General features: G+C 33.5%; 20 protein-coding genes. 16 read left to right on the forward strand and 4 right to left on the reverse strand.

What is annotated here, in order from left to right; all coding sequences use genetic code 11:
* The first annotated feature begins 463 nt into the window (after positions 1–463).
* The 3 genes from Q4P18_RS08180 (at position 464) to Q4P18_RS08190 (ending at position 1,876) form a co-directional block, all read left to right on the forward strand.
* A complete protein-coding gene (locus Q4P18_RS08180; RefSeq protein ID WP_303337735.1) occupies positions 464–649 on the forward strand; it encodes a hypothetical protein in 186 nt (61 codons plus the stop codon).
* Between the two features lie 96 nt (positions 650–745).
* Positions 746–1,120, forward strand: coding sequence for a type II toxin-antitoxin system VapC family toxin (locus Q4P18_RS08185; RefSeq protein ID WP_303337737.1), 375 nt, complete (start codon positions 746–748; stop codon positions 1,118–1,120).
* 84 nt (positions 1,121–1,204) lie between these two features.
* Entirely contained in the window at positions 1,205–1,876 is a 672-nt protein-coding gene (locus Q4P18_RS08190; RefSeq protein WP_303337739.1) for a 2,5-diamino-6-(ribosylamino)-4(3H)-pyrimidinone 5'-phosphate reductase, read from the forward strand.
* A 56-nt stretch (positions 1,877–1,932) separates the two neighbouring features.
* Here the strand turns inward: Q4P18_RS08190 and Q4P18_RS08195 are convergent, their stop codons facing one another.
* Both Q4P18_RS08195 and Q4P18_RS08200 read right to left on the reverse strand, forming a co-directional pair.
* The gene (locus Q4P18_RS08195) at positions 1,933–2,397 is read right to left on the reverse strand and encodes a DUF2115 family protein (RefSeq protein WP_303337741.1); all 465 of its coding nucleotides are present in this window, start codon (positions 2,395–2,397) and stop codon (positions 1,933–1,935) included.
* Position 2,398: 1 nt separating this feature from the next.
* A complete protein-coding gene (locus Q4P18_RS08200; protein WP_303337743.1) occupies positions 2,399–3,055 on the reverse strand; it encodes a histidinol phosphate phosphatase domain-containing protein in 657 nt (218 codons plus the stop codon).
* A gap of 70 nt (positions 3,056–3,125) precedes the next feature.
* On the opposite strand from Q4P18_RS08200, the gene Q4P18_RS08205 reads away from it, so the two are divergent.
* From Q4P18_RS08205 to Q4P18_RS08255, 11 genes are all read left to right on the forward strand, one after another.
* Positions 3,126–3,992, forward strand: coding sequence for a pantoate kinase (locus Q4P18_RS08205; protein WP_303337745.1), 867 nt, complete (start codon positions 3,126–3,128; stop codon positions 3,990–3,992).
* Entirely contained in the window at positions 3,985–4,524 is a 540-nt protein-coding gene (locus tag Q4P18_RS08210) for a trans-aconitate 2-methyltransferase (protein WP_303337747.1), read from the forward strand. The genes Q4P18_RS08205 and Q4P18_RS08210 overlap by 8 nt, the downstream gene beginning before the upstream one ends.
* 121 nt (positions 4,525–4,645) lie before the next feature.
* Entirely contained in the window at positions 4,646–5,440 is a 795-nt protein-coding gene (locus Q4P18_RS08215; protein WP_303337774.1) for a 2-amino-3,7-dideoxy-D-threo-hept-6-ulosonate synthase, read from the forward strand.
* 9 nt (positions 5,441–5,449) lie between these two features.
* A complete protein-coding gene (locus Q4P18_RS08220; protein ID WP_303337749.1) occupies positions 5,450–6,580 on the forward strand; it encodes a 3-dehydroquinate synthase II in 1,131 nt (376 codons plus the stop codon).
* Between the two features lie 17 nt (positions 6,581–6,597).
* Positions 6,598–7,155, forward strand: coding sequence for an RNA 2',3'-cyclic phosphodiesterase (thpR, locus tag Q4P18_RS08225; protein WP_303337751.1), 558 nt, complete (start codon positions 6,598–6,600; stop codon positions 7,153–7,155).
* A gap of 4 nt (positions 7,156–7,159) precedes the next feature.
* Positions 7,160–8,527: a CCA tRNA nucleotidyltransferase gene (gene cca, locus Q4P18_RS08230; protein ID WP_303337753.1), complete on the forward strand. Its 1,368-nt coding sequence runs from the start codon at positions 7,160–7,162 to the stop codon at positions 8,525–8,527.
* Positions 8,528–8,659: 132 nt separating this feature from the next.
* Positions 8,660–9,217, forward strand: coding sequence for a DUF2284 domain-containing protein (locus tag Q4P18_RS08235; protein WP_303337755.1), 558 nt, complete (start codon positions 8,660–8,662; stop codon positions 9,215–9,217).
* 124 nt (positions 9,218–9,341) lie between these two features.
* Positions 9,342–10,022 (forward strand): NADPH-dependent F420 reductase, encoded by a 681-nt coding sequence (gene npdG, locus Q4P18_RS08240; protein ID WP_303337757.1) that lies wholly within the window; start codon positions 9,342–9,344, stop codon positions 10,020–10,022.
* 29 nt (positions 10,023–10,051) lie between these two features.
* Positions 10,052–10,573 (forward strand): hypothetical protein, encoded by a 522-nt coding sequence (locus tag Q4P18_RS08245; RefSeq protein WP_303337759.1) that lies wholly within the window; start codon positions 10,052–10,054, stop codon positions 10,571–10,573.
* A gap of 293 nt (positions 10,574–10,866) precedes the next feature.
* Complete coding sequence (locus tag Q4P18_RS08250; RefSeq protein WP_303337761.1) at positions 10,867–11,046, forward strand: hypothetical protein; 180 nt, start codon at positions 10,867–10,869, stop codon at positions 11,044–11,046.
* Between the two features lie 255 nt (positions 11,047–11,301).
* Positions 11,302–11,787 (forward strand): hypothetical protein, encoded by a 486-nt coding sequence (locus Q4P18_RS08255; RefSeq protein WP_303337763.1) that lies wholly within the window; start codon positions 11,302–11,304, stop codon positions 11,785–11,787.
* 146 nt (positions 11,788–11,933) lie between these two features.
* Here Q4P18_RS08255 and Q4P18_RS08260 read toward each other — a convergent pair whose 3' ends face one another.
* On the reverse strand, positions 11,934–13,451 hold the full coding sequence (locus tag Q4P18_RS08260; RefSeq protein WP_303337765.1) for a DUF2142 domain-containing protein: 1,518 nt from the start codon (positions 13,449–13,451) through the stop codon (positions 11,934–11,936).
* Between the two features lie 133 nt (positions 13,452–13,584).
* The gene (locus tag Q4P18_RS08265) at positions 13,585–14,232 is read right to left on the reverse strand and encodes a CatA-like O-acetyltransferase (protein WP_303337768.1); all 648 of its coding nucleotides are present in this window, start codon (positions 14,230–14,232) and stop codon (positions 13,585–13,587) included.
* Between the two features lie 93 nt (positions 14,233–14,325).
* Between Q4P18_RS08265 and Q4P18_RS08270 the strand changes: the two genes are divergently transcribed.
* Together Q4P18_RS08270 and Q4P18_RS08275 are read left to right on the forward strand one after the other, a co-directional pair.
* Complete coding sequence (locus Q4P18_RS08270; protein WP_303337770.1) at positions 14,326–15,657, forward strand: FAD-dependent oxidoreductase; 1,332 nt, start codon at positions 14,326–14,328, stop codon at positions 15,655–15,657.
* Between the two features lie 62 nt (positions 15,658–15,719).
* A complete protein-coding gene (locus tag Q4P18_RS08275) occupies positions 15,720–16,004 on the forward strand; it encodes a hypothetical protein (protein WP_303337772.1) in 285 nt (94 codons plus the stop codon).
* Positions 16,005–16,047: the final 43 nt, after the last annotated feature.

Consider the following 16,047-nt stretch of genomic DNA (forward strand, 5'->3'; position numbering starts at 1 on the left):
AAAATCAATAAAAAAGTCTATGAACTCTATGGTTTGACAGATGATGAAATTAAAATTATTGAAGATTCATTGAAATAATCTTCATTTTTATTATTTTTTTATAAGAATTGTTATTTTATAATTTAATTAGCAGTTTTACAATATTTTTTTAATTTAATAGTTTCTATTCTTTTATTTTTCAAAATATCTCATTTTCATACTTAAAACAGCTTACAATTCCACCAAATATTTTACTTCCATTTGGCACAACTTTTTCTTCTTTAACGAAATAAACTTATTCAAATCATTTTTAGAGTAAAATAATACCTATTATCGTAAATTAAACTTTAATTATTCAACCAATTAAAAAAAGAAAGCTTCATATTCATTAAAAATAAATATTATTCTAGATGTACATCTCCACTTATTCAATGAATTTTTATGATTTATTGAAAATGTCATAATAAAACAAGGTGTGAAAAACATGGTTAAGAAAAATCATTATTATGATGAAGACGATGAGGATTTTGAAACATGTCCTGGTATGGATACAGGCATCGTTGGTAGGCAAATCACAGATCTCGATGAGTTTAGGGAAATGTGTAGAAAAGATGCCGAAGAAGACAGAAGAAGAGGTATTGAACCCACCAGTTCGAATTTCGATACCTGATTGGAATTTTTACTTATGGGGATCCAAATGAAAAGTTTGACGTTTTAGAGTTTTTGAACAGGAGATAGAAACATGATGTTTTAAGATTCTAGCTATTTGATTGGTTTATTTTACACCAATAGTGCCATTCATGAAAAAGCTTTGGAATTGCAGGATATTATCAAAAAAGAAGACAACAACAAACTTATAAACAATATTGTTCTTTGTGAAACTGTCAATAGGCTTTCCCAGCTTTTAAATAAACCAAACAGCACTCTTCTGAAAAAATTTTTAAGGGAAAACAGAGTTTATTATTTGAAAAAACAGGATTATATCGATGCATATAGAAAGACTTGTCATTACAATTATTCAATAAATTTCAATGATTGCTGCATTCATCAGACAATGTTCAATTATAATATAACTAGTATCGCATCTTTTGATTCTGATTTTGACAAGTTTCGCAATATTAACAGGTTCTATGTCCCATAATCTGGGACAATTTCCCACTTTTTTATAAAAATATCCATTACCTTTATATAGTAGTAATATAATTATTAATTAAGGTGATGAAAAATGAAACCATATGTAATATTAAATGCTGCAATGACTTTAGACGGTAAAATAGCTACTAAAACAGGAAGTTCAGAGATTTCAGGACCTGAAGATATTATTCGTGTTCACGAACTTAGAAAAGAAGTAGATGCTATTATGGTAGGTATCGGTACTGTAATTGCAGACAATCCAAAACTTACTGCACACAAAATCGATGCTGAATTAAGTGATAATCCTGTTCGTGTAATTGTTGATAGTAAAGCTAGAACTCCTATCGCTGCAAAAGTAACAAACAATGATGCAGAAACAATTATTGCTGTAGCAAACAAATATAAAGATGATTTTATAGTATCTGACAGATATCAAGAACTTAAAAAAAGAGCTGACATTTTCTTCAGCGGTGATGACAAAGTTGACTTAAAAGCATTACTCAACTATCTTGGTGATAGGGACATCAGAACTTTAATGCTTGAAGGAGGATCCACTTTAAACTTCGCTATGATTAAAGAAGGCCTTATCGATGAAATAAGAATAGCTATTGCTCCAATGGTAGTTGGTGGAGTTGACGCTAAATCCTTGTTCGGTGGAGAAGGTTTTGACCAAATGTCAGAAGCAGTTAAACTTGAATTAAAAGACAACTATATGTTAGGAAAAGATTTAATTCTTGTTTATGATGTTCTTAATGCTATTTAGATGTTCAAAATACTTTATCTGTAATTAGATAAAGCATTTTTTTATTATTTTTATTTTTAAAAGAAATGGTTGAATGGAGCCACTTTTGTACAGCAGTACTTACACAATGAGTTTTTTTCTTTTATATAGTTGGCTTTTCCTTTACAGAAATATTGTCCGTTTTTTTCATAAACGTCCTCTTTAGGAGTATCTCCAAAGGGATGCAACGGTTTTTTATTAATGAATGATAGGAATAGGCATATGTTTTTTGTCAGTTTCTGGTTTTCCTCATCATGCGGATTGTATTCTCCAAAATAGTAGTCAATATCGCTTTTAAGATTCGCTATTTGCTGGTCTGGAATCTCATAATCCTCTGTTATTTCGGTTTCAAAAATCTCGTCATATGCTTCTGAATTGTGTTTTGCAAGTTTTTTAGTTAACGGATCTTTATATCTGTCATCTGTAACCTTGTTTCTTACATATTCAATATTGAAATCCTTCAATTCATTTTTTATTTCTTCTAGTAGTGCACTGGCTTTCATTTTACAGGCTTCCTATAAGTTCTCTAGGATTGTCAACTATTGCTTTTTTAACTTCATCTTCGCTTAAACCAGCGCCTAATCCTACGATACGTGATCTTTCAAAGGTTATTATATTGTCTGGTGAATGTGTATCTGTGTTTATTAGGAATTTGTTTCCAACGTCACGACATACATTTACTACATGTCCATTTGATATTGAATGACCGTTTCTGGCGGTTATTTCAATATAAACGTCATTTTCCAAAGCGATTTCTGCCTCTTCTTTTGTAATCAATCCAGGGTGTGCTAAAATATCTACATTTTTTGATTTTACAGCTGCAAGGTTTGTTCCTTCTATTACTGGTTCGTTTAATGTTTCCCCATGGACCACAACTATTTGCGCTCCTAATTTTCTTGCTTGTTTTGCAATTTTGTCTATTGATTCGACGGGAGTGTGTGTAATTTCAGCGCCCAATATGACATTTATGTCCCAGTTTTCGTTTATGTCGTCTACCGCCTTTTGGATTTGGGGTAGTGTTTCCACATTTGATGCGTCTATATGGTCTGTAATGGCTATTGCTTCGTGGTTTAGGTTTTGTGCTCTTCTTGCAAGTTCTGAAGGTAATAGTTCTCCGTCACTGAATAGTGTATGCATGTGCAAATCAATTCTCTTATTCAACTTTTTAGCTCCTTTTCTTTAATACTATAAATTTATTATGAAAGATAAATAAATTTATCTAAGTGATAGTATGAGTGTTTCGGTTTTTGTTCCAGGACATATTACTGGTTTTTTCAATATTGTAAATGATGATAATCCATTAAAGAATGGTTCATGCGGTTGTGGTTTTCTATTAAATAAAGGAGTTACAACTTCAATTAAATTAGCTAATGGAGATGAAACTTCAATAATAATTAATGGAAAAACCGATTTAAGAAATGAAACTATTGTTCGTGAAGTATTGAAGATAATGGATATAGATGTTGCACTCAACATTACTCAAGAAATCAATCTTCCAATTGGTGCCGGCTTTGGAACTTCAGCATCATCGGCTCTAGGGATAGCAATTGGATTAAGCAAACTCCTTGATCTGGGAAACTCCCTGGAAAAATCAGGCCAGATTGCACATATTGCCGAAATCAACCTGGGATCAGGATTGGGGGATGTAATAGCTGAACTTGGACAGGGCATAGTTTTAAGAACAGAGCCTGGAGCTCCGGGAATAGGCAAAATAACTTCTTTCAATGAAAATGATCTATATGTCGCATCCAAGACTTTCAGCCAAATAGAAACATCCTCAATAATACGGGACGATAACTACAAAAGGAAAATAAGTGATTATGGTCTTAAGGCCAAAGAGAATTTCCTAAAAGAGCAGACAGTTGAAAACTTCCTCAAGCAGTCTTATAGTTTTTCCTATAACACAAAGTTGATGAGCGATGACGTATTCGGCTTAGTATCCAGATTAAATGATGATGAAAATATTTTGGGATCTTCCATGGCAATGCTTGGAAATACCGTTTTCGCATTTGCAGAAGATAAAAGCGCATTTGACCATCTTGACGATTTGGGATTGGACATATGTAAAATTAACAATGAAGGAATCATCCATGATTAAGATTAGCTATAAAATCAACAAGTATAGGGAACAGCTGTTTGAAACCCTCAGGGACTCAGATACGGTTATTGAGTTGGGCTGTCATGTGGGGAAGACAACGGAAAAGATTCTGAGAAAATATGAAAACTGTCAGGTAATAGCCATGGACAACAGTCCTGAGGCCATTTCAAAAATGGAAAGTCTGGAAAGTCAATATTCAAATCTGACATTCATATCCGGCGATGTCAGATTGCATGATAAGATAAAGGAAGTCTTGAGCATTTCTACAAAATGCGATGTTCTATCTATTGATTTGGGTGGAGGATATCATCCAGATACTGTTTTTAAGGTATTTTACATATGGTCATCTGTTTTTAAACCAAGAGACACATTGATCAGAAACAGGGGACTGATTGATTTTTGCAATTCCGCCGTTAAAAGTGATGAAGATTTCAAATCCGATGAAGGCTATTTGGCTTCATATGGAAGTGAAGGCATACCTCCACAGATTAAGGAATTTGATTTATGGACTTCATCATTGTCTAAAAAGTGAAAATTAATGAAAACATTTATTAATGAGTAAAATAAATTTTTATTGCACTCATATAAACAAACTAAAATATTATATAGATAGAAAAAAAGAAATATAATTCATAAGTTTTAATGAGGTATAAATAATGATTGGAAAGAAGATTCGTTTAGAAAGAATCATGAATAGAGATACAGGAAGAACTGTAATAGCACCTATGGATCATGGTGTGTCAAGCGGTCCTTTAAAAGGAATTATTGACATCGATTCCACAATTGAAAAAATCTCTCAGGGAGGGGCAGATGCAGTATTGATGCATAAAGGAATCGTACAACAAGGTCACAGAGGATATGGCAAAGACATAGGACTTATTGTTCACTTGTCAGCTAGTACTTCCCTTGCACCGGATCCAAACAATAAGGTTACAGTTACCTCTGTAGAAAAAGCTATCCAATTAGGAGCAGATGCAGTATCTGTACACGTAAATCTTGGTTCAGACACTGAAAGTGAAATGTTACAAGAGTTAGGTTATATCGCTGAGACCTGCAGTCAATGGGGAATCCCATTACTTGCAATGATGTACCCACGTGGTCAAAAAGTAGAAAACGAACATGATGTGGAATTAGTTAAACACGCTGCTCGTGTAGGTTCAGAATTGGGAGTTGACATCGTAAAAACAAATTATCCTGGTGATCCTGATTCATTCAAAGAGGTTGTTGAAGGAGCATTGGTCCCTGTAGTAATCGCAGGAGGACCTAAAGCTGATACCAACGAAGAGTTGCTTCAAATGGTTAAAGACTCTCTTGAAGTTGGTGGAGCAGGTGTTGCATTTGGACGTAATCTCTTCCAGGCTGAAGATCCATTCAAAATAACTAAAGCTATATCAGAATTAGTTCACAACGATTTAGAAGTTAACGAAGCATTAAAATACTTAGATTAAGGTGATTCTTTGCAAAATAAATTCGCTTGGATAATGACCCCAAACAAACCTTGGGATGATAGAAAAGAAATGATTACAACAGCATTAGAATCTGGAATAGATTATGTTTTAGATTTAGGTGATATTGACAAAATCAAAAAACTTGGTAATGTTAATGTTATTTCTAATTCTGATGATGCAGATATCTATTTAGTTGGAATTGATGGTGAAGGTGATGGTTCTTTAATCCTTAGTGAAGATTTATCTGAATCTGTTGATATTAAAAATGCAAAAGAAGCAAAATCTCAGGGAAAGACTGTAGCTGCTTATGTAGTAATTACAGATAAAATACATGAACAATTAGCAGTAGAACTAGGAAAATACGTTGATTATGTGATTCTTGTCGGTACCGATTGGACAATTATTCCACTTGAAAACATCATTGCAGATCTTCAAAAGGAAGATGTGGAAATATTGGCTGCAGTGATTGATGCTGAAAGTGCAAAGGTAGCTCTTGAAACATTGGAAATAGGAACTGATGGTGTAATATTTGAAGCTAACCAGTTTAATCAGATTAAGGAAATAGCTAATTTGATTGACAACATTTCTAATGTCAAGTATGAATTAAAAGAAGCTACAATTACAAATGTAAAACCTTTAGGTTCCGGCGACAGAGTTTGTCTTGACACTACAGACATGATGAAACCTGGTGAAGGAATGCTAGTTGGTTCATATTCCAAATCATTATTCTTAGTACATAGTGAATCTCTTGAAAGCGAATATGTTGCTTCAAGACCATTTAGAGTTAATGCAGGTCCTGTACAGGCTTATGTTATGGTTCCTGGTAATAAAACTCGTTATTTATCCGAACTTAAAGCTGGAGATGAAGTTTTAATTGTAAATACTGAAGGGGAAACTAGAACTGCATACGTAGGAAGAAGTAAAATTGAAAGAAGGCCTTTAATATTGATAGAGGCAGAATATGATGGTAAAATCATCAGAACCTTACTTCAGAATGCGGAAACTATCAGAATAGTTGACGGTGACAACAACCCTATTTCAGTAGCAGAATTAAAAGTAGGAGACAAAGTTAAAGTTTATATCGAGTCTAATGCAAGACATTTTGGTATTGCAATAGATGAGACTATAATAGAACAATAAAAAAATAGGTGATAGATATGTCAGTTAGAGCTTTTTTAGCAATTGAATTAGAAGATGAATTAAGACATGAGATATACGAAATCGAAAAAGAATTTAAAAAAATTGATGCAAAAATCAGCTATGTGGAAGAGAGAAATCTTCACATTACTTTAAAATTCTTTGGAGAAATCGATTTAGAAGGACTTGACAAAATTTCTGAAAAAATAGAAGATGTGCTTTCCAATTACAAACCGTTCGGTATCAACGTAAAAGGCTGCGGTGCATTTCCTAGTTTAGAACATATCAAAGTTCTTTGGTTTGGAACTCAAGACAACAAAATCTTAAACCAGCTTCATGATGATTTAGATGCTGAATTTGCTTCTATCGGATTTGATAAAGACAAAAACTTCAGCACCCATGTTACTTTCGGTAGAATGAAATCCGACAAAAACAAAGATGCTGTTCGTGATGAAATTAAAAAATACGAAAAACGTGAAATTGGCCCTATGAACGTTAAAAAAATCATTCTTATGAAAAGTACTTTAACACCTGAAGGACCAGTTTACAACCCAATTAAAGAATATAAAATCGAGTGATTTAATGGATTTTAACTCAATATTAAATGAGATTAAACCCACAGAATCAGAAAACAAGGAAATACAGGATATGTCTAGAGATATTCTAGACTATCTTACTTTTGAATGTGAAAAAAGAAATGTTGATGCTGAAATTTTTCTTGTAGGCTCTGTATCTAAAGGTACATATCTCAAGGGAAAATCAGACATTGATGTTTTTATTTCATTTCCATTGGACACTCCTGTAGAGGAGTTAAAAGAAACTGGACTTATTTTAGGTTATGCTTGCAGCGACCATTTTGATGGAGAAGCTGGTGAACATTATGCATCACATCCATATATTACCAGCAAGATTGACAAATTTGAAGTGGACTTTGTACCATGTTACAGAATCCGTGACGGAAGTGAGCTTAAATCAGCTGTTGACCGTACCATATTGCACACAAATTACATTAAAAAACATCTTCAGGAATATCAGAAGGATGAAGTGCTTCTTTTAAAAAGATTCATGGACATGACTGGAACTTACGGCTCAGAATTCAAGGTCGGCGGATTTGCAGGATACCTGTGTGAATTGCTTATTATAAAGTATGGAACCTTTGAAAACACTTTAAACGAAGCTTCAAATTGGAGATACGGTCATGTTATAGATTTGGAGAATTATGGAACATCCAAGATGTTTAAAGATCCTTTGGTTGTTATCGATCCTACAGATAAAAATCGTAATGTAGGTGCTGCTTTAAGACTTGACAAAATGGCCGAATTCATTCAATCCGCAAGAAATTATCTGAATTCAGACAATAAACTGGCTTATTTTTACCCGATAGAAAAAAATATTTCTAAGGATTATGTAATAAAATCATTTGATGAAAGGGGAAGCGATGTTATTGCATTGCAATTTAGAATTCCTGAAATTCCCTTAGACACTTTACATCCCCAACTTATGAAAACCGTTGGATCAATTGCTGAAAGGTTGGATGGGAATGGTTTTAATGTTTTTAATTATGGATATTGGACTGATGAGGAGAGCGTAGCAATATTTGTATTTGAGATGGCAAATGCTGTACTTAATAAGGTAGATATCAATAAAGGCCCTAAAATATTTATTAAAAAGGCTTGCAAACAATTTATTGATGCTCATGGCATTGAAAACTGTTTTGTTCAGGACGACTATCTTGTGCAGGCCATTGAAAGGAAACATGATACTGCTGAAGGTTTCATTGATGACCTATTAACCGAGAAGAACATCACTAAGATTAAGGTTGGCAAGAACCTTACGGAATCCATTTTGGACAGCTATTCCTTTTGTGAACTAGAGGATCTTGTCCTTTCTGATGATTTTTGGAGTTTTTGCGATGATTTGATAGTTCCAGGACAATATATTCGCAGATAGCTTTATATATTATAAATTTTATTTCTTAGGTAACGAACAATATACAAAATACTATTTCTTAAACAAAACAAATTCTGAAAAATTAATTCCAAGTAACAATATTTAATATATTTAAAAATTAAAATTATTACTATGTTTGAAATTCAACAGCTATCTGCAGATATGGATATGGATGAATTCTACGAAAGATATGTAGATATTGAAAAATTCGGGGAATTATGTAAGGACTGTGATGAGTATGGTAAAAATTGGAGCTGCCCTCCATTTGATTTCGATCCAGATGAAATATGGAAATCCTTTAACAAAATAAAGATTATAGCATTTAAATACAACTTCAACGAGGAAATTTTAAGCGAAACCTTTACAGAAGAGGAATTGGAAACTTTCTTTAGAAAATTATCCAGAACAAAACTTAAGTTAATGAACATCATTTATGGTTTGGAAGCTGAAAACCCAGGTTCACTGGGACTATACCTTGGAACATGCAATCTCTGTTCATCATGCACTAAAATGTTTGGAATGCGCTGCAAGATGCCATTTAAAATGAGATACTCAATAGAATCATTGGGCGGCAATGTAGATCAACTCATGGAAGACGTGTTTGAAACTCCGGTTTTATATGCGAAAGACGGAAAACTTCCCGATTATATTGTCTATGTAGGCGGATTGCTGTACGATAGGAAGGAATAGACAATAAAATTATTTGTTTTGCACTTTAAATGAAATGCAAGAATCCGAAAAATAATGAATTTCATGTTTGATTTAACAAATATTAAAAGTGATTAAGGATAAATTAATTAATAGGTGTAAAAATATGTTAGTCGGAATTATTGGAGGAACCGGAGCACAAGGTCTTGGAATTGCAAAACGTTTAGCAATTGCTGGTGTGGATGTAATTGTAGGATCTCGTCAAGAAGAAAAGGCAATAAAAGTTGTTGAAGAAGCTATTGAAGAAATAGGTCAATACAATCCAGCTAAAATGATTGGAATGGCTAATGAAGATGCTGCAAAAGAAGCAGATATCTTAATTCTTACTGTTCCTTTACAAGCTCAAGTTGCAACTATCAAATCCATTAAGGATTATGTTAAAGGCAAGATTGTTTTAGATGCAACCGTACCATTGGAATCTGCTATTGGCGGTAAAGTTTCATCATTATTACATGTAAGTCATGGATCAGCTGCTGAAATTACTGCAAAACTTTTAGAGGATGAAGGAGCACGTGTTGTAGTTGCTTTCAGTAATATCAGTAACTCTCACTTAGCAAACATTCCAGAACCAATTGACTGTGATTGTTTAATCTGTGGTGATGATAAGGAAGCTAAAGAAGTGGCTGCTGAAATCATTGATAAAATCCCTGATTTAAGGGCTATTGATGTAGGTGGACTTGAAAAAGCACATTTAATTGAATCTATTACTCCTCTTTTAATAGGTTTAAATATCAAATACAAATCCCATTATGGTGGATTTAGAATAACTGGTGTAGATTTCGAATAATCTCACTATCCTTTTTTTTACTTTTTTTTATGTTAAATGGAATTGAAGATTTGATTGGTCTGAATCTTGATGATTTGGAAAAGCCATATAATCAGGCAATTGAAGAAATGTTGGGCTGCAGTGACGGCTCTATCAAAATAGCTGTTTTGGAGTATGGCGTTAAAAACTGTGGTAAAAGGTTTCCACGTGAAAAGCTCTTTTTAGATAAGATCGATTTTTTTGATATAGTTAGCTTTGACAAGTTAATATATTTCCAGAAACTTTTCATCTGCTGGCATAACAATGGCATCGTCACTGATGTTGAGATATATGACATTGGTTCAGATTTGGATGTTCTTAAAAAGGATTATGATTTCATAAAGGACATGATTGATTCTGGAAAGGCCTATCTGATCAGTGAAGGAGATACTGAATATCTTGGTGCTGCTTTGACAAGTGGAAAAAGCAAATCTCCCAATTCCGATAGGTTGGCAAGAAATAGGAGTTTTGTTTTTAAAAAGAAGTATCTTCAAGTCATTATAAATGAATTGGGTTATACCTGCAGGATTTAAAAAAGAAAGTTTCAGGTTCCCAACATAAATTAATTTATTAAATTATTAGTTATGATTGAAAATTTTCATTTGGAATGGAAAGTTTTATGGAGAATATGTAGACCAATTAATTTGTTTTTCTTCATTTTTTTAGAGATATGTCGTTTATTTATATTCTGATTTCATTAAATTAAATGATTTCAATAAATTGATATAAAATATTGGTTGTTGTTTTTATTATATTGTATTTAATTTATTTTCATGAAACTGGAATAATAATAACTTTATAATATGTTATTAACATTTTAAGAACCATGGAAATCGAAGAGATAATTGAAGAAATAAAAAGTAACCTTAACGGGGATTCAGACCACGACAAGGCATATCTTGCAAGCCAGATGGAAAAATACAGGGAACATGAATTCGGATTGGAAATATCTCTTGAAATCGGAAGGTTGCTGTGGACAGCATTGACCGATGAGAAAAAGGAGTAATTTGCTAAAATTTCAGAATAGGAAGCACCAGTCATGCGTTTCATGGAAGAGCTTCAGCCGCTTTTGGAAAATGACAGGATTCCGGAAGCATTGGAAAAGATGGATGAATTTGTAGAAACCTATCCATTTACCTTCTGAGACAACGCAAGGGATGAATATCACATTTTCAATAATCCAATAGAGCACATACTGTTTCTTGAAACCTATGATGGGGACAAGAACATAAGGCTCATTCCACCAAACTCAAACTATTTCATGATTTTTAATCTTTACGGAAGCCTGCTTCAAGCTGCAGGAAGGGCTGAAGAAGCAAAGGATGCATATCTAAGGGCTCTAAAATACAATCCTGTTGATGATGTATTGATGAAGCTCATGATGTATTATGACGGCATTGAAATAGACAATAAAAAGGTAGAGGAATACTCAAAGGACATTATCAGATACAGCTACAATCCTGAAAACATCGCATTGGCATACAGATTTTTGGGATACTGGTATTATAAATACAACGACTTCGAAACAACAACATCAGTGTATCTCTTAAGCCTACTGTTTGAAGATCATATTACTGCATGGATGGATTTTGCACTGATGGACGATTTCATAAATCTGAAAGAGGTTGATGCAATAGCAAGGCTAAAGGAAATGGACATTCCAGTAGGAGCAAACCCTAAGCTATTCGAAATATTGCCTAACCTTATAGATGAGGCCGGAAAAATCAGAGATGAAAATTTCAAATAGTACTGCACTTTTGTTTTGGATAATTTGGTAAAGCCTGATGAGATTCTTGGAAAGATTGAGAAATTAAAGGAAAACGGCTTCGATGAAAAAATAGCTGAAATGAAAAAGTCAATGGGAATGTAGAAATCCCAAAAAACCTTCTTTTTTTAATAGAAATGAGTAACTAAAAACATTAATAAACTTACTGAAAAGATTATGACGCCTAAAAACGTATAATCCTTAATGTTTTCTATTTTTCTAAATGGATAATTCAATATTAATGGAATTAACGGTAGCGCCGGTATGAAGTATCTTGCCTGTGCACCGGTCACATGGGCCCCTCCAACAGCATGCCACATGAGATATATTAGGAAAAATGTTCCGAAATAGAATATTAAAATAGCAATTCCTAAAAATATTCTTTTGTTTTTAGATAATTTGATTTTAAGAGGATAGAATATTGAAAAACCAATGAAAAATGCTGAATAAAGAATATTGTATAACTCAGCACCTTTAAAGGAGTCTACAAAATATTTCCTATATCCTGGGGTGCTGACAGTTAGGTTTTGCAGGAAGTTCAACCCATCTCCAAAAACGCTGAAAACATGGTTTGGATGTGATGCAAGATAGATCAATTGGCGATGTCCATTTACCCCAGGTGAAATGTTTCCCTTTAGAATCAGGAACATGCCTACAACCATAATTACAATAATCAATGCTACTATGGCTGATATGATAATTCTGTATTGTTTGTGGTTTATTCTTTTGAAGTTGAAGTTCTTGAATGGAATTATAAACAATAAAACAGCTGTAAATAGGAACTGTGGCTTTACAAGTCCCATCAGAATGCAGCAAACAACAAAACCCAACAGATATTTTAATTTAACCTGGTTTTCATACATCAATAGGAAAAATCCGATAGCAACAATTAGGCACATGAAATTGAAGGAATCATAGTTTGAAGAAGCAACCAATGAAAGGATCAAAGGGTTGCAGGTAATAACCAGCAATGCCATTTTATACAATGGTGCCTTTTTAATCACGAAATAGGTAACGAATGCATAAACTAAAAGATTTGGAATTCTGGAAAGCCAAATTGCACATACTATTCCAACATTCAAAGCCTTTGCGATATACAAGCCCAATGCTGAGAAGATATATGCATAAAATGGGGATTCTGTTGTTCTGTCTAGTAGATATATTTCTCCATAATTTGAAATTGGTTTGAATGCCACCTCATTGTTTAAAAGTAATGTTCTTATTCCTGGATCTATCTTCAATGAATGGTATAGGTTGGCATATAATGGCTCGTAAAACTTGTTTACAGGAACCCGATAGCTGTTGCTAAAAAGATTGCCGTTTAAGATATCCAAAACATGGTTTATATGGAAATATTCGTCGGGAATAATGAAAGGAGGTGCAAAAAATACACTCAGGCCTCCAACGATTATAATAACTAGAAATGCAATCTTATGGATCTCATTTTGATGTTTTAATGAATATAGGATAAGAAAAATTCCTAAAAATACAGTAAAAATAAAGAAAAGAATTTCAGTAGTGGGATATTGAAAATTTTTCGGAGAAAACATTCCAATGGTTAATAATAAAATAGCTACAACATAAATCACTATTAAATGCTTCTTATCTATCAACAAGCCATAATATTCATTTAAAACATTATTCATGTTGAATACTATGTTCTATTGATAATATAATTCTATTCATGCATTATTTCATTTAAAGGAATGTTATTTACTTTTTTTAAGCTATTTGGATACTATTTTACAATATTTTAATTATTTATTGTTCATAAAATTATTATTGAATAGCACATATGATATCTTCAGGATGGTCGAGGGACTCCTGCAGATATTGGTAGAAGTAGCCCAATTCACGGCCGTTAACAAAAATATGGCTTACTGTTATGGATACGGTAAATTCTGAATTTTCATTAAATTTGCCCCATGTTATCAGTGGCTGTGTAGCCAATCCGTCAACAACGCAGTTTGTTATTGAATCAAAATCAACCCATGGAATGCAGGAACAGTTTACTATGTTTTCAAGATCCCTTTTCTCCATTTCTATTTCAAATCCAGGGTTTTTACAACTTAAAATGTCATTTTCCAATTGTTTTATCTGGTCATGCCATTCCTTTACACTATCGAATCCCATAGGTGGAACAACTCTCATTTCACGGTAAATTTCATTGTCCTCATCCATTATTGGAGTCACGCCATCAAGGTAATCGTATTCAATTGCTTCACCTTCAATAATTCTTCTTTTGAGTTGGGGAACCATATTGGCTGCTTTCAATATGCATCCCAATGAAATCAGGAAAAAGGAATAGCCATTTTCTTTTGAAAAGTTATAGGTTTTTTCTGCATTTACTCTTGCAGACATGCAGTATCTTGCTGATTGAAAATTAATAAATGGATTTGATTCTAAATTGAAATCGATTTTTTTCATTTTATTTACCTCATTTTTGAAAATAAAGATAATTTTTTTATATGTTTACAACTAAATATAAACTTATAGTAGAAATTTTAGGGTATTGTAAATATGAAAGTTGTTATTGTTGGTGGAGGAGCAGGTGGTATATCTACCGCTTCTAACATTCGTAAAATTGACAAAAATGCAGAGATTACTGTATTAACTCGTGATGAAAATGTAGCATACTCTCCGTGTGCTATTCCTTATGTATTGGCTGGAAAAATCGAATCTTTCGATGACATTATTATGAGAAAGCCTGAAGACTATAAGGATAAAAACATTGATGTTATTATAGAGGCTGAAGTAACTGAAGTGGACAGCGACAAAAAGACCATCTCCTATATTAAGGACGGTTCTGTTAACAAGTTGGATTATGATAAGCTTGTACTTGCAACTGGAGGTAATCCATTCGTACCGCCTATGGATGGTGTGGATTTGGATGGTGTTTTCTCAATTAGAAATATTGCAGACGGTGTGAAAGTACAGGAATGGGCTAAAGATGCAAAAAGCGCTCTTGTTACTGGTGCTGGTTTGATTGGTATTGAAATAGCTCATGCTTTAGTAAAGCTAGGTTTGGATGTAACAATAACCGAGATGCTACCTCAAGTGGTTCCACGTTCTTTTGACAAGGACATGGCAGATATCTTAAAGGAATATTTGGAGCTTGAAGGAATCAATGTTGTTTTAGGCCAACCGATAACTTCTTTAAATGGTGATGGAAAAGTCGAAAGCGCTTGTTTTGGTGACGGTACCTGTATTGATGCAGACATGGTTATCCTGGCTACTGGTGTAAGGCCTGAACTTGACTTGGCCAAGATGGCTGGTTGTGATGTGGGAAGATGGGCAATCATCGTTAATGAACATATGGAAACATCAGTTCCAGACATTTATGCGGTAGGGGACTGTGTAGAATCTAAGGACCTGATTCTTGGATCAAACACCATTTCTCATTTGGGAACTACAGCCGTTAGACAATCAAAAACAGTCGCACGTGCAATTGTTGGTAGGAAGGCTAAATTCAATCCTGTTCTAAATGCTATGGTTTCCAAAATAGGCAATTTGGAATTTGGTGCTGTTGGTTTTACCACTAGCTTTGCTCAACAGAACAACATCAAGCCTGTTGTTGAAAAGGTAGAGGCTCTTACCCGTGCCCGTTATTATCCTAATGCAAAACCTATGGATATAAAGGTCATCTGTGACAGTGAAGGGGTAATTATCGGCTGTCAGATTATTGCTGAGGAAAGGGTAGCTGAAAGAATCGATACAATGACATTGGCAATCACTGAAGGATTGACATGCTTTGACTTAAGTAACGTTGAGTTTGCATATGCTCCGCCTGTGTCAATGGTTACTGATCCACTTATTCTTGCAGTAGAGGAAGTAAGTAAAAAGTTTAGATAAAAAAACAAGTTTTTACGGATATTTAAATTTAGGGAGGGTTTAAAATATCTGAAAAAATTAAAATGGATTTGTACGAAACAAATAAACCATTCTTTAAAACGGTGGAGAACATTAATGAAATTACTCCACTTAAAAATCCTAATCTCTTATCCAGAATCACTGACAGTGTTGATGTTTTAGAGCCTGCAGATGACGGTAACGAATTCATTGTTAAGACTATTGGTGACTTTACAATGAATTTCACCAAATGTTATGACATTAACAATGCCTATGGCAGATATTATGGTGATCTTTTCCCGTTGTTTAAAAACACCTTATATGATTATTTTAAAAAGGAGTCTTGTTGAAACCTTATAATTTTTATTATTTTTTGTTTCATATCGATTTTTG

Source organism: Methanobrevibacter sp., assembly GCF_030539665.1.
In the GTDB taxonomy this organism is placed as follows: domain Archaea; phylum Methanobacteriota; class Methanobacteria; order Methanobacteriales; family Methanobacteriaceae; genus Methanocatella.

Excerpts from the sequence above, each read along its gene's own strand:
- Q4P18_RS08180 (WP_303337735.1), top strand. The coding sequence starts at position 464 with ATGGTTAAGAAAAATCATTATTATGATGAAGACGATGAGGATTTTGAA.
- Q4P18_RS08190 (WP_303337739.1), top strand. The coding sequence starts at position 1,205 with ATGAAACCATATGTAATATTAAATGCTGCAATGACTTTAGACGGTAAA.
- Q4P18_RS08195 (WP_303337741.1), bottom strand. The coding sequence starts at position 2,397 with ATGAAAGCCAGTGCACTACTAGAAGAAATAAAAAATGAATTGAAGGAT.
- Q4P18_RS08205 (WP_303337745.1), top strand. The coding sequence starts at position 3,126 with ATGAGTGTTTCGGTTTTTGTTCCAGGACATATTACTGGTTTTTTCAAT.
- Q4P18_RS08210 (WP_303337747.1), top strand. The coding sequence starts at position 3,985 with ATGATTAAGATTAGCTATAAAATCAACAAGTATAGGGAACAGCTGTTT.
- thpR (WP_303337751.1), top strand. The coding sequence starts at position 6,598 with ATGTCAGTTAGAGCTTTTTTAGCAATTGAATTAGAAGATGAATTAAGA.
- cca (WP_303337753.1), top strand. The coding sequence starts at position 7,160 with ATGGATTTTAACTCAATATTAAATGAGATTAAACCCACAGAATCAGAA.
- Q4P18_RS08235 (WP_303337755.1), top strand. The coding sequence starts at position 8,660 with ATGTTTGAAATTCAACAGCTATCTGCAGATATGGATATGGATGAATTC.
- npdG (WP_303337757.1), top strand. The coding sequence starts at position 9,342 with ATGTTAGTCGGAATTATTGGAGGAACCGGAGCACAAGGTCTTGGAATT.
- Q4P18_RS08245 (WP_303337759.1), top strand. The coding sequence starts at position 10,052 with ATGTTAAATGGAATTGAAGATTTGATTGGTCTGAATCTTGATGATTTG.
- Q4P18_RS08250 (WP_303337761.1), top strand. The coding sequence starts at position 10,867 with ATGGAAATCGAAGAGATAATTGAAGAAATAAAAAGTAACCTTAACGGG.
- Q4P18_RS08255 (WP_303337763.1), top strand. The coding sequence starts at position 11,302 with ATGATTTTTAATCTTTACGGAAGCCTGCTTCAAGCTGCAGGAAGGGCT.
- Q4P18_RS08260 (WP_303337765.1), bottom strand. The coding sequence starts at position 13,451 with ATGAATAATGTTTTAAATGAATATTATGGCTTGTTGATAGATAAGAAG.
- Q4P18_RS08265 (WP_303337768.1), bottom strand. The coding sequence starts at position 14,232 with ATGAAAAAAATCGATTTCAATTTAGAATCAAATCCATTTATTAATTTT.
- Q4P18_RS08270 (WP_303337770.1), top strand. The coding sequence starts at position 14,326 with ATGAAAGTTGTTATTGTTGGTGGAGGAGCAGGTGGTATATCTACCGCT.
- Q4P18_RS08275 (WP_303337772.1), top strand. The coding sequence starts at position 15,720 with ATGGATTTGTACGAAACAAATAAACCATTCTTTAAAACGGTGGAGAAC.